This is a genomic window from Paraburkholderia sediminicola, from assembly GCF_046027825.1.
In the GTDB taxonomy this organism is placed as follows: Bacteria; Pseudomonadota; Gammaproteobacteria; order Burkholderiales; family Burkholderiaceae; genus Paraburkholderia; species Paraburkholderia sediminicola_D.
The window spans coordinates 1-15,071 of record NZ_JAQQDU010000062.1; the positions used below are offsets into that span (position 1 = coordinate 1).

Sequence of the window (15,071 nt, forward strand, 5' to 3'; positions counted from 1 at the left end):
ACGCCTTGCCGCGCAATGCGCTGGCGCCACTGGCTGACGGTCTGCACGGACACGCCCAGTTCCTCTGAGATCGCCGCGCTCGTGTAGCCCTCGTGAGCCATTAATGCGATGCGTGCCCGTGTCACATCGCGTTGTGCAGCCGTCGTGCGTCGGATCAGCGACTGCAACTCCTGTCTTTCCTTCCTGGCCAGCTTCACTGGCGTTGCATGGCGTCCTCGACTCATACCGCCAGGATAAACCATGCAATCAATTATTAAAAGTAATTGCGGGATGTTGTACTAGTTTGAATTCCGGGCTCAGGAGGCGGGCGGGACGAAACCCGGCGGGCAACTCATGTGCGCGTTGGCAACGGTGGCATTGCCACATGCCGCCTTGACCGATGTAGCGGGAGTCGGCGAAGGGGACGATATGCCGTCGCCGCATGCGCCGAGCAGCACTGTTAGAGCACTGAGGACGATGAGCGCAAAAGGCCGGAATGCCGATATCGGCATGAGTGTCTCCGAGGAAAAAAATGACGGACGCGATCGCGCGTCGGCAACCGCTGCGTTCAGACGCAAGCGGTGCCGAGACGATAATTACCGTTTATTACATGCGAGTGTCGTGGAGAAAAACTGGCGAACTACGTATAAAGGTTAGCGCCTGGGTGGCTGAGGATTATTCGCCGGATTGGTATCGAACCTGGCGACGTTCTGAATGCCTTCGTCACCGATCATGGCCTGCAATTCAGCTTCCATCACGTCGGTGATTTCCTTGCCGTATATCTCGTCGCCATTCACATAGACCGTGAACGACAGCAAGTACTTTGCTTTCTTCTCCGGGTTCTCGATTGTCTGCCGGGTCCACTGATAAAGCGGGTAGTTTTCCGTTCCCTGCTTTTCCGCCTCGTTCACGTAATCGGCGAAAGCATCGAACTGACACTTCAAGGTCGCGTTATGCCGGCGTAACACTTCATGAAGCGCGGTATGCGAAACACCCTGCGGGTTTGGGCGCAGATCGCCGGCAAGTTTGGGCGAGACGGTGATCCTGAGCTGGAATTGCCATGTGAGTTCCATGTCGACCTCGGTATCGCAGCACGAGTATGCGCTAGTGGAGATAAGTCGGCGCTATTGGCCGTTATGCAATGGCCGATCATAGACCGGTTAATTCTGAATCAACTCGCCAATGTCTCTCGCATGAATTAATTACGATTTTCTTTCAACACAAAAAGAATCAGCCTTCAGTCAATTTTTCTCCGGACTTGCCGATAACACGTGAACCGCCTTTACATAAGAGTCGGGCGGCCGACCACCTCATTCAGACCATAACCAAAGAGGCATTAGAAGCCCATGTTTGCTTTGCGAAAGATTCTCCTCGTCATCCCGATTGCCACGCTCGCCGCGTGCTCGGTTGTCGCGCCGCCCTATTCTGCTTCCGTCGACAATATCCAGACGCTCAAGAACGCATCGCCTCTGGCAACGCGTCTCGGCACGTTCACTAACGATAAAGCCGATGGCGATCATTCGTCCGTGCAACTGCGCGCGAACCGCATGACCTCGCCCGTTGGCGATTCATTTGCCCAATACCTCTCGAGCGCCCTGCAGCAGGAACTGACGATCTCCCGCGCGCTTTCACCCGACGCCAAAGTCGAACTGAGCGGTGTGCTGCTGAAGAATAACGTCGATGCCAACATCGGCACGGCCACCGGCACGATCTCCGCTCGCTTCATCGTCAAGCGCGGCGACGAAGTGCGATACGACAGCGTGAAAAGCGCGACGACGCAATGGGACTCGTCATTCGCAGCCGCGATCGCGATTCCAAGGGCGACTCAGGAGTATCCGCTCATCGTCCAGAAACTGCTCGCGTCGCTCTATGCAGATCCTGCATTCCTGCAAGCCATCCAGTAATCCTTCTCTTCTCAAAGACCAGAAATCATCATGAAACTGATGCATCTTATCCGCAGTATCGCGGTCACCGGCGCCATTGCGTCGCTCGCAGGTTGCGCACACGACATCACCATCTCCGGCGACCCGGCAGCGCTCACAGCAACCACCACGACCGCAGCAACATCGACGGCGCAGACGCAGCCGCAGCCGCAGCCGGTCATCAACAAGACGGTGGGGCTCGTCATTACAGACGAGTTGCGCGCCAAGGAAGTCGTCACGCCAGGCGGTGGTGGCGACAAGGTGGCCTACAAACCGTATCGCGATCTGGAGCTGCCGATCTACGTCGAACTCAGCCAGGTGTTCAGCAATGTGGTGAAGCTGAATGCGGCGCCTGATCAGGCAACGGTCCAATCGAAGAGCCTGAGCTATGTCGTCACGCCGACCATCTCAACGACGTCTTCGTCGCCGAGCCTCCTGACCTGGCCGCCGACCGACTTTTCGGTGACGCTCGTGTGTACCGTGACAGATCCGAGCGGCAAGCTCGTGACGAAAAAGGAAGTGACGGGCAGCGGTCACGCGGAGTTTGGTGAATTCAAGCGCAACTTCGGTCTCTCCGCCCAGCGCGCGACGATTGACGCCGTGCAAAAGCTGCAGGCAGCCATGCAGGATTCGCCTGAACTGCGTCAGTAAAAGCAGGCCGCAATGATCAGCGCCCGCTGGACTCAGCGGGCGCTGCAAGTTTTATTTCAAGCTGCGGAATCTGGTCACCGCAGACCGACTTGCCCAGAAGATAACCCTGAGCATGCGTGCATCCGCAGACGCGCACAAAATTCAGCTGTTCCTGCGTCTCGATGCCTTCCGCCGTGGTCGGTATACCGATCTCCCGTGCCAACGCCACGATCCCGCGAACCACCGCCGCGGATTCGCGCCGATGCACGGACTCCTTCACGAACGAACTGTCGATCTTGAGCTTGTCGAATGAGAAGCGCACGAGCGTCGACATGGTTGAAAACCCCGTGCCGAAGTCGTCGAGCGCAAGGCCGATGCCCAGCGCGCGGAGCTTCTCGACGTTGAGCCGGGTGACGATATCGTCGCTCAACAACACCGTTTCCGTGACTTCGATATTCAGACGCGCCGGCGGCAACCCCGTCTTGCCAAGGATCGCTGCAACCGTCGAGGCGAACGATTCCTCCCGCAATTGCACCGGCGAAACATTCACGGCGACGCTCACTGCATCGCGCCAGGTGGCAGCTTCCGTGCATGATTGCAGCAGGGCCCACTCGCCGAGTGCGAGGATAAGGCCCGTCCGTTCGGCGGTCGGAATAAATGCGGAGGGAGAAAGCTCGCCGCGAGTCGGGTGCGTCCAGCGAAGCAGTGCTTCGCGGCCGGAAATCGTGTCATCGCTGAGGTCGACAATCGGCTGGTACTCCATGCGCAAACCGCTATACGACTGCATCGCGCCTTCCAGATCGCTTCGCAGGAGGCTCAAACTTTCGTCCGACGCGTGCCTGACGGCATCGAAGAGCGCGTACGCGCTTTTGCCGCTGCGTTTGACCGCGTACAAGGCACGATCCGCGCAGATCAACAATTGCGGCCCGGTCCTGGCGTCTTCCGGATAGAGCGATACGCCCACGCTCGCGCCGATATGCACCCGCGCCTCGCTGAGTGCGAAAGGCCGCGCCAGCGTCTTGACGATCCGGTCCGCCAGCAACCGCACGTCGCGGTTCAGCCCCGTGCCGTCGGAAATGGCGACGAACTCGTCGCCAGCCAGCCGTCCCACGAGATCGCCGGCCGGCAGCACGTCACGCAATCGAACCGCCGCTTCCTGAAGGATCTGATCGCCGGCGGCATGGCCGAGGCTGTCATTGATTGCCTTGAAGCCGTCGAGATCGATCAGCAGAACAGCGAACAATTGATCCTGACGCAACGAACCTGCCTCGGTACGCTCCAGCAGGAGCTCACTGATACGCGCGCGATTGGGCAGGCCAGTGAGGCTGTCCTCATGGGCAAGGCGATGGCTGTTTTCGCGTGCCAGCAGCAACGCAACGGTGTCACGATTGCTACGCAGCGCAACCGTAAAGAAGCCTGCGGCACAAAACGGCGCCTGAAACAGCAGCACGAGCTTGCCGGAGCCGGGAGAAAGCGCCGCCCCCACGCCCAAAAACCCGAGAATAAGCGTAATCTGCAGCAGCACGAGGCGGGGCGTCCCGGCGTTTCGTCCAGCCAGCCCACCGATCACACCCACCGCGCAAACGTTGCCCAGCAGGAAAAGCGTCTGATCTCCGCTGGTATTGCACAAGAAGGTGCCGAACCCGAATAGCGCGCTCCACAGAAGGCTCGCGAAAAGAAATGCCGAAGTGGGTGTCCGCTGGCCCAGCGCGCTGCGCTGGCAACACAGCCAGATCAAGGCAAGGCGGGTGATCAGCAACGCGACGACGGCGCTGCCCCAGCATGCGTACAGGGCTTTGGGATGGAGATAAAACGCGGTCGCGCAAACACTGATTTCGCAGATCGACGCAAACACGATCGACGCAGTTCGCGTGAACAGGTTGGCCAGCAATATTTGCCGATTCTCGGCGCTCAGCTCCTGAGCGGAGGACACGACCCACTTGAAAAATGGAGACCTTGGTTCGCTGAAAGCCATGACCTACGCATTTTGTGGTTAGTGGGTCGAATCGTACGCTCCTCGCAATTAGTACGTAAACACAAAAAATGCCTGGTTGCACCACTATTGCGCTGCTTTCACCTCTACGGGCACCCGTTTTGCCAAAGCGCACATCAGTTCGTACCCAATCGTCCCCGAAGCATGCGCGACGTCATCGATCTTGACCTGCTCGCCCCACAGTTCGACCTTTGAACCAACCTGCGCATGCGGGCACGGCGTCAGGTCGACGGTGAGCATGTCCATCGAGACGCGGCCAACCACTTGCGTCATGATTCCGTCGACAGCGATTGGCGTACCCGTGGATGCGTGCCGGGGGTATCCGTCCGCATAGCCGCATGCCACCACACCGATGCGCATGTCGGTATTCGCGGCGAAGGCACGGCCATAACCGACGGTCTCCTGCGCCGACAATGACTGCACGCCGATCACTTCGCTCCTGAGCGTCATCGACGCGCGCAAACCCACGTCATCAATATGACGCGACTGACCGGTGGGCGAGCCGCCGTACAGCACGACACCCGGGCGCACCCAGTCACGATGAGCCTGGGGATGCCACAGAACGGCCGCTGAATTCGCGAGACTTCGTTGGCCGGGAATGCCGTGCGTCACCGCATCGAAGCGATCCATCTGCCATGCCACGTCGCCATCATCAGCATTCGCGAAGTGGCTCATCAACGTGATGTCCGAGATGCCTGGAATCGCACTGGCCTCCTCCCATGCGGCGCGGTACGCGTCGGGCCGGAATCCAAGGCGATTCATGCCGGAGTTCATCTTCAGATGCACGTTGATGCGCTCACGTGACGGCGACAGGCGCAACAGATCGAGTTGCTCACGGCAATGCACGGCCATGGAAAGATCGAACTGCTGGGCGATCTGCACGTCACCTGGCGTGAAAACACCTTCCAGAAGCAGAACCGGCTTGGTCCAACCCAACTCCCGCACCCGGACCGCTTCGTCGAGATCGAGCAGCGCGATGCCGTCGGCGTTCGCGAGTGCCGGAAACACGCGATCGATTCCGTGCCCATAGGCGTTGGCTTTGACTACGGCCCAAGCGCGTGATCGAGGCGCCCGCTGCTTGACGAGGGAGAGGTTATGGCTGACTGCGTCGGGATGAATCTGTGCAACGATCGGGCGTGGCATAGGAGGCGTTGAGGGCTGGATTGGAAAGGGAATGGATGCCCGTTGCTAAAGACCAATGTTATGGCCGACAGGCAGCGTTTTCCACTATCGTATCGAGCAGTAGCCAGTTTTTGTTAATGTATTACTTTGATTTTTAGGTTTATTTATCGACCGTTTGTCTCTGTCGGCGGAAGGCGGATGTACGGATCACCTGGGTGGTCTGAGTGGCCTCAGTGAGCGCCGGCGCTCCGTCGGCGAGAAGCACGCGATCCCGTTTATCGCGAATGTTTTGATCGGTCCTGCCTGGATGAGCCCTTTTTCATGTCCTGTTCGGTCAAGAATGTGACCCCATCCGCCGCATGCGTCCGCCGCCTGCTTTGAGCGACTAAACTCAGCTTCGGTCTTTCGAGGGGCGCTTCTCTCAAGCGAACCCCACCCCTCGATCTTTCAGCCTGCCGCTCCCTCGGGCGGCAGGTTCTTTTTTCGTTTGCATTCCTATTCGATTTGAAGACACGATGCGCGCCCGTTCGAAACCCCGCGCTACGGGTCCGATCCAGGATTGGCAGCAGGTCTGCAGTTGGGTAATGACCTGGCGATCATGTCCGATCCGGGCATGTTTAGACCGATCCTGCCGGGACAAACCTTTTTCATGTCCTGTTCAGTCAAGAACGGGACCCCATCCGCCGCGTGCATCCGCCGCCTGCTTTGAGCGACTAAACTCAGCTCCGGTCTTTCGAGGGGCGCTTCTCTCAAGCGAACCCCACCCCTCGATCTTTCGGCCTGCCGCTCCCTCGGGCGGCAGGTTCTTTTTCGTGGACCTCTTCAGTACCGGGCAGTATGGATGACGTCGAGAACTACTCGTGTGCAAAATCGCGTGACGCTTTCGAGGAAAACATGCAGCTACCGACCGTAGATAATTTCATCAAGGACCGGCAGCACGGCGTCACCTACAACATCTGCGCCTATCGCAAACTTTCAGGTCCGGAGATGACGCGCGCGATGCAGGTCTTCATTCAGCAACAGGGTGAGCGTCAACCGAAGCCAGGATCAGTCGTCAAGATCTTTTCGCTGGCCGGTCTGGATGACCAATAGGGGTGGGGATGCTTCAGACGCCAATTGACGGACGTCGGGCACGTCCACGATCGCGCGGCTAGCGGCACGCTGCGTCATGGCATCGAAGCATTTGTGCGGCAAGATACGCCGTGTCGACGACGCAGTCTAATCGAACATTGACAGCAGATCGGCGATGTTCGTGTTAGGCAATCGCTTCGCAACCATGTCCCAGAAGATCACATCGTGCATCGCGCTGGCGTCTTCGGCCGTCTTCCACGCGCGCGCGCCGACGATAGAATCGGCTGTTTCGCGAGCTGCGGAAACAATTGTCTGAATGTCTTGTTTGTGCATGAATCCGTTAACGGTCGCGTGTAGAGCTTATTTAGCCCTATGCGCAATCGTTTGCTAAATATTTTTATTCACCCCGCCTGCGCCTGGAACAATGCCTGTGCGGTGACCGAGTTGAACGAACGCTTTACATGATACAAGCGCTCCCCGTGCGCAAGGAGGCAGGAAACCCTTCCTTGAAAACCCGGACGAATCGTAGGCAAAGCAGTTGGACGGTAGCAGGCAGCACACGCCCAAAAAACCACCATTCGGCGGCTGACTCGGCTCGATAGCGTTGATTGATCCGACAGGCGATCGACAGGCGTAAAGCCTGCAGCCCGAACGACGCCAAGTGCCCCGAACCCTTCGCCAGGTTCGACCGTGACGGGAGAGTTGAGTCGGCTCGCGAGGTCTCGCATTGAATTAATGCGCAAGTGACCGTATCCCAGGACCTATCTGGTTGCAGTGTCATCAAAACATCGACAAGTCCGCCGAACTACGACGTCGGCAGGCAACGATACGCGCGTCACACACCTGCAAGCGCATATCCTGAGCGGCCGAACGTAATGTTACCCGCTCCAGTGGGCCGCACCGCTTTGCGGCGGTTATCGGAAAACTTCTGTCCGAGAAGACCAAACCGGGCGCCGCCTCGCAAATCGCCTGAGGCACCCACTTCCCCGGCGTTCGCAGCAGGCCTTTGTGACAGCACACCGCACGGCATGGCGGATGTGTCAGATTGAGACAACACACCCCCTAAATGCATCCGTTACAAGATATTTCTATGGCATTGATCAATTCCCCATTATTGGGCAATATCCATCAGAAGCTTATGTAAATGAATAAATATTCTCGCTATACATTCCGTCTCAGTTTTGTCGCGAATTGCATTTCCAACCCTTAGCGGGTTCGCGGGCGGTAGAATCAGAAGCCCAGCACGGCTATTCGCCGACTCACCGGTCAGTGTCCCCAACGGCCAATGTGTTGGTTAATTCGGCCATGTAATACTGACAACAGAATCAAATCTATAGCATGCTCCAATAAGAAAAAAACCAGAGTCTTGGGGAGAAGACTTTGCAGACCACATATTTCCGGGGAAAAAATAAATGGACTTGGTAGAGACTCTGCCGCATAGCTCGCGGCAAAGTGCGGTGCCGATGCAAACGAGCGCGCTGACGCGCGTCGACATCGCACTGTTCAATGGATTTGCACTGCCTACGGTCGCAGCAATCATCGAGATCTTCCAGAAGGCAAACTCGCTCACCGCCGCGCAGCGATCGGGCCGCGCCCGCTACGACGTCTCGCTGCTTTCCGCCGCGGGTGGGCGTATCGCCAGTTCGTCATCGGTATTTGTCTGGACCGACGACGTCCAGTCGCACCGAGGCACGAACGAAACACACCTGTTGTTCGTTGCCGGCGGTGCGGGCGCACAGCAGGCATGCCGCGACGAGCGGTTGAGCAACTGGCTGCGCCGCCGGCATCCGGTCAGCGAGATCGTGCATCCGATCGCGGAGGGCCAACTGCTGCTGCAAGCAGCCGGGTTGCCCAGTCGCTACTGCCCGCTTCTCTATGGCGGTAGCGAAGTGCAAGGTCTGCCTCCGGCGCGATCGCTGTCAGAACCGCCTGGTGCCGTATCCACGGCGCTACGCATCGTCGAAGAGGATCTCGGCGCCGATCTGGCACAGCAAGTCGCCGAATCGATCGCCCCGCAACCCACGACACCTTTCAGCTCGGCAGGCACGTTTGGCCTGACGCCACAGGTCAGTGAGAAGATCCTGGCGTCGGCGCGCTGGCTGGATGCGAACGTCGATCGCCCCATCTCAATCGACGATGCGGCACAGGTTGCGGCGATGAGCGAGCGCAACTTCCTGCGCCGCTTCAAGAACGAGATCGGCATGACGCCCTCCGACTATCTGCTTCGCGCACGTTTGAACATGAGCTGCCGGATGCTTGTCGAGTCGCGTTTGCCGGTCGACAAGATCGCGCGCCGCTGCGGTATCGGCAGCGGCGGGCAGTTGTCGAAGCTCTTCAGGAAATATCTGGCGACGACACCGACGGACTATCGGATGCGCAACGAAGTGGCACCGTAGAAGGGTTGTGAAGAGGGGGCATGGATACCGGCCGCCGTTTTACGGGCGGTGGCCCTTGACTATATCGGCCATCATTATGGTTCTTTCAGCCGCGTTTTCATTGCGCGGGTGCGGCTTCGGTAATATCAAAATCAATCAACTCGTTCTTCACTTCCGAAGAACGATTGTCCCAAGCGGTCGGCCGTCCGATGGTAAAGTTCGAATCGGCGGCTCCCAATTTCAGGCTGGCTAATCTACCGGGTGCATAGGGAGTTATGGGCGAGTTTATTCCAGAGTATCTGGTCCGCGAACAGGCAGCCGTGGGTGCGCTCGTGTTGTTCGGCGTTCTGCGCATCGTTGCCGCTGCTGTCGCCGTTGGAAAGGACTGGCGTATATCGATCGTGCAAGGTTATTGCATTGCGATCGCGGCGCTCTACTGCGTACCTCAGCTATTCGATCTGTTTACACAGCTATATGGAATGCGGGCCGCGGTTGCGGCCGCGGAGCTCGAGGGCAAGGCAGCGGGTGCTGCGTTGGCGCTCTTTTTCGCGCCCATTCTGAGCCACAAGCTCGGCTACGAATAGCTGGCTTTCACGTCTCGAGCCCATCTCGTTTGGTGCATGGATTCTCGCGGCCGAATCGCAAGGACCGTGGGTATCCAATCGAGACCATCGCGACGCGAAGCCTCAAATATCTTCAGGTTTATATGAGTGTTTTCCAATCGGGCAAGGATTCTTTGGCGAACCGGCCGGTCTAGCTCCGCTTGGGACCTAGACCGGTACCGCGCCCGATTTCCCGCTTCCGCACGTGAAAACTATTTCGTTGTGGTTCCCGTGCCGCCGGTGCCACCCGTTCCGCCGGTTGCTCCACCGCCGTTGCCCCCACCGGAGATCGGCGCTGCCGCACCCGCCGCTGTCACAGCGGCCGACAGCGACGCCGCCGGCTGACCATTCGCGGTGATCGCGCCAGCAGTCTGCAAAGTGTCCAGATCCGCGTCCGCGCCGGGCTGCCCTGGCGTGAACGAAACCGTCAAGAACGACGATGACGAAAGCGTTATCCCATACTGGGTCTTGATCAACTGGGCGACAGCCGCCTGTGCGTTCGCGATTACCGTGTTGTTGGACAGTGCGCTCTGAAACGCTGTGTTGCTCGAGATACCCGACAGCAATCCGCTAACGGTGGTTCCAAGCTGCCCGGCCAGATAGCTCAATAGCAATTCGGTCAAGGGCGTCACGTTGTAAGTGCCGGCGCCGGCCGCGAACGAATGGAGCGCGATGGCACCGCTCGAAGCAGTGATCGCACACGGTCCGTCAAAATTGAAGGTCGCCGAATACGCGCCGTTGGAATTAGCCGTCGCACTACCTGAACCGTTCTTGCAGGTCAGTACGATGCTTGCGTTTGCCATTGCCGCGCCTACTGCGGCTGTGCCGCTCACCGTCCCGGCCGGTGAACTACCGCTATCGGTTCCGCCACCGCATGCGACCAGCGCGCTGGTCGCAAGTACCATCGATCCGACCTGTAGCGTGCGCAGCGTAGCACCGTTTAGAAGCTTCATCGCCTATCTCCAAAGAAAGTCATTCACAATTGACCGGCACCAACGCCCGTCCGTCGCTTACACCCTGAAAACCGCCTCCGCAGACACCGTGTGAAAGCGCGGCACCTGTCGACACAACAGGCACACCCACTTGCGGCTTCGGCTTCGTTCCGTCACCGCCAGGTCGCCCGTAACGCAGATACGCATCTCGCATCCTGTAAAGCTGGGTCGAGAAGTACTCGCCGCTAAAGCGGCCCTGATTCAGCAAGTACTGCTGCGTGCTATACGGGAAGCTCATGTTCTCGGCCGCATTGGTCGACAGATAATTCGTCGATCCCACCCGCGTACGGAAGTCGAGCCCGAACTGTTCCGAGCCGTACACCTGGCTGATCCCGGGCTTCATGCCCTGACGCAACGTCAGCGGGAAACTGATTGCCGCGCCCACAAACGTGCCCTGCCCGCTGTGCTCGCCATGCACGCTCACCGATACGTCGTCGAACCAGCGCGTCAACGTCGCTTCCGGCCCCTTGTCCCCGCCGACAAAGCGCGCCACGCCCGCTTCGATCCACAGCTTCCAGGACGGCTGCACCCAGCGGTAGGTCAACTCGGCATTCTTCTCACTCGGCAATTCGTCATGGCCCGGTTCATGGTGCAGATAGGCGAGCCGCAAGCGGATCAGATCGGGACGCCCCGGCACAAACATCGTTGTTTCGTTTTGCACGCCGACATACGAGTAATCGAACTTGCCGATCGATGTCACGTTGAACACCTGCGGGATGATCCAGAAGCTCTGTGCCAATCCGACCGCATTCAGGCCGCCGCGCAGACGGTAGTCGCTAAACACGCGGCCTTCGTCCATGTTCTTCGTGTTGTAAATCGGCGCGATATAGCTCGCGTAGAACTCCGCGCCACGCCACAGCGGCACGAACCCTTGAATGTTGGCGCCGAGCGAGATGTCGAAATTGCCGTACTCAGTGCCGTACAGGTAACTGACGATCGGCTCGATCTGAATCCGCGTCAGCCCATGCGTGTGCTCGTTGCCATGCCACGCGATCGAATCCGCGTCGTACGTCGGACGCGTGCGCATCGTCAGTGAGGCACCTGCGGCCGTCGGCGCGCCGCCTTCAACGAACTGCGCAAATGCATCACGATCGACAATGACTTCGCCTAGCGGCTGATTGGCCTTCTTGATGATCACGTGAATCTTGTCGGTGCCATGAGGCGCATTCACGCTCGCCACGCCAAGCACGATACCGAGCGCGTCAGCTTCGTTCTGGTTGTAGCGATGGTTCTCGTACTCGACCACCAGATCGCGACCGCTCATCCCGACACGCACACGTTCGAGGCCGGCGGCAAAGAGTTGCGCGGCGATTTCGTCGAGCGCGGACGTATCCAGCGCTTCAGGAATGGCAGGAGACAGTGCATCCGACGATTTAGCCGCCGTCACGTCACTCAGCATCACGGATGCATACGACTGCAGCGGCGGCACATACGTAATCGGCGCAGCGGCCAGCGCGTTGTTGTTACTGGTGGCAGCGCGCGTGTCCACCGGTTGCAGGCTGGCCAGGCGGATCGGGCCGTCATCACCGGCATCCGCGCTCTGGGCGACCGGCACTTGCGGGCCCGCGCACAAACCGTCTGCACAACGCGCACTGCTAAATCGTTTGCCCAGCGGAATCTGAATGCCCACCGAGAACGACGTGCGTGGCGACACCCCATCTGTTGAACGGATCGACCGTGTAAACGTGCCGATTACGTTCGCATCGGCTAGCCAGCTAATCCGCGGAGACTGATAGCGCACGCCGGCATAGGGCGTTTTCGAATCGTCTTCCGCGAGCAGCGACAACCCTGTGTTCCACAACGAGACCTGTGCGCCGCCGAACGCCCCATCAAGGCGATCGCCCTGACCGTAACCGGCAGTCAACGTCACTGGCCCAAAAGCTTGCGACACCACGCCGTATTTCGAACGGAAGTAATGCGTCTGGCCGCCAATATCGGTTATACCGAACGCAATGGTTGGTTGATACTTGAAAAACTTCGGCACTTCTACCTTGACGTCCGCCATCAGATGACGAAGAACCGTGTGATCCTCATTCGCATACGGTACGTGTACGTTGGCCGGATAGTTTGCTAGCCCACCGGACAATTCCACGTATGGCACCAGACCTACTGCGCCCCAAACAACTTGAGAGCCCGTCGCCTGTTTGCCGTAGCGCGGATCGATATAATTGTTGTACTGCGCCTCCACCGTCCCTTCAGGCAGTGCAAACGCATACGGAATCACCAAACCACCCGCTTGCCCGAGCGCATTGAGCGCGGGGTCGGCCGCTTGCGCCGAGGCGGAAAACGCCAGGACGGCAGCAAGCGCAAGCGCACTCGGTGTCGATCGGGGTTGTTGTCCACGCATATTTCGGGTCATGTTTTTAGTTGTTTGTATCAGTTCACGTTGCTGTGGACCCAACCCTTCGGCCTGCCTCCTCTATAAATAACCATGCCGAATTAATGACGAAGATTCTGTTTTTATATCAGTTCGACTCACCCAATCCACTACGCTTAAAATTTTCCAATGTGACGTTGAGTGTCGAATAAGCTGGAGCTACCTGACACGGCGATTTGCACGGTTCGTTACAGCGCAGAGGAAAATCTATCTGGGTTGCGGTGCATCATATCCAGATTGCTGCATGGCGGAATGCTGCTGACGGAAAAAGCTAACATGTTGGCGGAATCCTCCATTTTTCAACTTTATTCCGAATGAGACGAGGTAAGTTCGCAATCTTAGAGCGATGTCTTGTCCTCTGCAAAGTGCGCATAATCTACGCTACCGTTGCAGAAAAAGACGCACTCACTCGCTCCTGAATCGACACTGCCTATGGATGTCATGCAGACCGCGTAAACCCATCGCGTCCGACTTTTCCATGTCGCGTGGACACAAGCGGAGAATGGTGATTCTGTTGGTCATTTCCGACAATAGATTGACCCATACCGCAACGCGACAACTTGTCGATTATCTATCACGTTAAAGTCATCTCACCTCGGATCGTTTGAGGGATCTCTCAGCCCTTCAAATGTCCTTTTCAGCCCGCAGGCATCCGTCGGCGGGCTTTTTTTCATTGAACATCCACGGGCGCGGCATCAACGCGTAGAACCGCCCCGCATCGCGGACGGCCCTGCAACAGGAAAACGAGAAGGTGGTCGTCCCCCGCAATCTCAACGAATGGAAGGAAGCGTCGTTTAGATCGAGCGTCCAGTAGCATCTTGATAGTCGCGGGCTGGCACGCTGCCACGACGCACTGCGGTTTACTTAAGCGTGGTCGCCCGGTGCTGTCGTTTCCATCCGGATCGGCCATATTAATGCACCGTCGGTCAGTGCGACGTTTAAGATGCTCGGTCGATCCGGCTCTTCGGCTGCGATCGTCGTCGCATACTCGTGCGCCACGTCGGCATCCCCTGCTTCCACTGCGGCGCGAAATGCCTCGAATTGGGCACTGAGTCGGATGTCCCCGCCAATGTCGGGAAGGTTCGCCTCGATGAGGTCGATCGCTTCCTGATATTTGCCTTGACCACGGAGCGTGGCCGACACCTGGATGATTTCATTCATCTTCATCGATCATTCCTCTGCTTACCAGCCTCTGACACTAACGAGCACGATATTTTTCTAATCCTCTGCCTCGCGCATGCGTAGCCTAATTCTTCTGTCAACAAGTGCGCACTATTGGCGAAACAGTCGGCCCTGAGTTCGAGGAAGATGTCCATGTCATATCAATAAGCGACCTTCGCGCCGTAGCGCGAGATCCTCGAAATATGCCTGGGTGTTCGGATGAACCTCCGCATCGCTCGCGATCTCTTCTTCCGTGGCCCAACGGTACGCGGTGTGCTGCAGGTCGGGCAGGCACGCAAGTTTAAAAGTGCCACGCAACTTGTACCCGAGTACAACGTAGTGAGTCGAGATACCGAAATGACCACTGAAATTGTCCTCGTACAGGTGTTCATACACGCCGAGAAAGTCGGCGTCGGCCCGTCTGAGGTCGGCTCGGCCAAGTTCCTCACCTGCAATCCGGCGAAAGGCGTCGTCAAGGCGTTCGTTCTTGCGAATGCGACCGCCCGGAACAAACCAGAAACCTTGAGCAGGCTTATTGACGCGGCGCCCCAGAAGGTAACCACCCGCCCCGTTCTCAATGATAAGGTCGATGGCTACCAGTGGCGTTGCATCGACAACATTCAAGAACATATGGATTGGAAGCATGGCGGTTCAGAATGAAATGATCGAGAAGAACGGCATTACGTGTGAAAAGCCCATTAAAGATTGCGCGCCAATGCATCGATCAATGAGCGTGCCCCGTACCGATATGTCTTTTAGATAGGCATCGCACGCATACTTTCCTCTCGCAAGAGCCGTGCGAATCCCAGCAAGTGTACGGTGCAAGATTGGGCCCAGTCGGACAATC

General features: G+C 58.0%; 14 protein-coding genes. 5 read left to right on the plus strand and 9 right to left on the minus strand.

From position 1 onward, the window contains the following. Together PQQ96_RS28125 and PQQ96_RS28130 are read right to left on the minus strand one after the other, a co-directional pair. On the minus strand, positions 1-242 hold a 242-nt coding region (locus PQQ96_RS28125; protein ID WP_408298717.1), incomplete at its 3' end, for a helix-turn-helix domain-containing protein. Between the two features lie 390 nt (positions 243-632). After that, a complete protein-coding gene (locus PQQ96_RS28130; protein WP_408298719.1) occupies positions 633-1,052 on the minus strand; it encodes a hypothetical protein in 420 nt (139 codons plus the stop codon). A gap of 273 nt (positions 1,053-1,325) precedes the next feature. Here PQQ96_RS28130 and PQQ96_RS28135 point away from each other — a divergent pair, with 273 nt between their 5' ends. After that, on the plus strand, positions 1,326-1,883 hold the full coding sequence (locus PQQ96_RS28135; protein WP_408298721.1) for a hypothetical protein: 558 nt from the start codon (positions 1,326-1,328) through the stop codon (positions 1,881-1,883). Positions 1,884-1,913: 30 nt separating this feature from the next. Continuing rightward, positions 1,914-2,552 carry a hypothetical protein gene (locus PQQ96_RS28140; RefSeq protein WP_408298723.1) on the plus strand — a complete coding sequence of 213 codons (639 nt, stop codon included), beginning with the start codon at positions 1,914-1,916 and terminating at the stop codon, positions 2,550-2,552. A 16-nt stretch (positions 2,553-2,568) separates the two neighbouring features. On the opposite strand, the gene PQQ96_RS28145 is transcribed toward PQQ96_RS28140, so the two are convergent. Both PQQ96_RS28145 and alr read right to left on the minus strand, forming a co-directional pair. Next, positions 2,569-4,506, minus strand: coding sequence for a putative bifunctional diguanylate cyclase/phosphodiesterase (locus PQQ96_RS28145; RefSeq protein ID WP_408298725.1), 1,938 nt, complete (start codon positions 4,504-4,506; stop codon positions 2,569-2,571). A gap of 84 nt (positions 4,507-4,590) precedes the next feature. Continuing rightward, positions 4,591-5,667, minus strand: coding sequence for an alanine racemase (gene alr, locus PQQ96_RS28150; protein WP_408298727.1), 1,077 nt, complete (start codon positions 5,665-5,667; stop codon positions 4,591-4,593). Positions 5,668-6,540: 873 nt separating this feature from the next. Between alr and PQQ96_RS28155 the strand changes: the two genes are divergently transcribed. Further along, positions 6,541-6,738, plus strand: coding sequence for a hypothetical protein (locus tag PQQ96_RS28155; RefSeq protein ID WP_408298729.1), 198 nt, complete (start codon positions 6,541-6,543; stop codon positions 6,736-6,738). A gap of 126 nt (positions 6,739-6,864) precedes the next feature. Here the strand turns inward: PQQ96_RS28155 and PQQ96_RS28160 are convergent, their stop codons facing one another. Further along, positions 6,865-7,050 carry a hypothetical protein gene (locus tag PQQ96_RS28160; RefSeq protein WP_408298730.1) on the minus strand — a complete coding sequence of 62 codons (186 nt, stop codon included), beginning with the start codon at positions 7,048-7,050 and terminating at the stop codon, positions 6,865-6,867. A gap of 1,079 nt (positions 7,051-8,129) precedes the next feature. Between PQQ96_RS28160 and PQQ96_RS28165 the strand changes: the two genes are divergently transcribed. Both PQQ96_RS28165 and PQQ96_RS28170 read left to right on the plus strand, forming a co-directional pair. Further along, positions 8,130-9,113: a GlxA family transcriptional regulator gene (locus tag PQQ96_RS28165; RefSeq protein WP_408298732.1), complete on the plus strand. Its 984-nt coding sequence runs from the start codon at positions 8,130-8,132 to the stop codon at positions 9,111-9,113. Between the two features lie 254 nt (positions 9,114-9,367). Continuing rightward, on the plus strand, positions 9,368-9,676 hold the full coding sequence (locus PQQ96_RS28170; RefSeq protein ID WP_408298734.1) for a hypothetical protein: 309 nt from the start codon (positions 9,368-9,370) through the stop codon (positions 9,674-9,676). A gap of 230 nt (positions 9,677-9,906) precedes the next feature. On the opposite strand, the gene PQQ96_RS28175 is transcribed toward PQQ96_RS28170, so the two are convergent. From PQQ96_RS28175 to PQQ96_RS28190, 4 genes are all read right to left on the minus strand, one after another. Next, positions 9,907-10,647 carry a carboxypeptidase regulatory-like domain-containing protein gene (locus tag PQQ96_RS28175; protein ID WP_408298736.1) on the minus strand — a complete coding sequence of 247 codons (741 nt, stop codon included), beginning with the start codon at positions 10,645-10,647 and terminating at the stop codon, positions 9,907-9,909. A 19-nt stretch (positions 10,648-10,666) separates the two neighbouring features. Then, positions 10,667-13,045, minus strand: coding sequence for a YjbH domain-containing protein (locus PQQ96_RS28180; protein WP_408298738.1), 2,379 nt, complete (start codon positions 13,043-13,045; stop codon positions 10,667-10,669). An 882-nt stretch (positions 13,046-13,927) separates the two neighbouring features. Then, positions 13,928-14,230, minus strand: coding sequence for a hypothetical protein (locus PQQ96_RS28185; RefSeq protein WP_408298739.1), 303 nt, complete (start codon positions 14,228-14,230; stop codon positions 13,928-13,930). A 150-nt stretch (positions 14,231-14,380) separates the two neighbouring features. Beyond that, the gene (locus PQQ96_RS28190) at positions 14,381-14,869 is read right to left on the minus strand and encodes a GDP-mannose mannosyl hydrolase (protein WP_408298741.1); all 489 of its coding nucleotides are present in this window, start codon (positions 14,867-14,869) and stop codon (positions 14,381-14,383) included. Positions 14,870-15,071 lie beyond the last annotated feature (202 nt).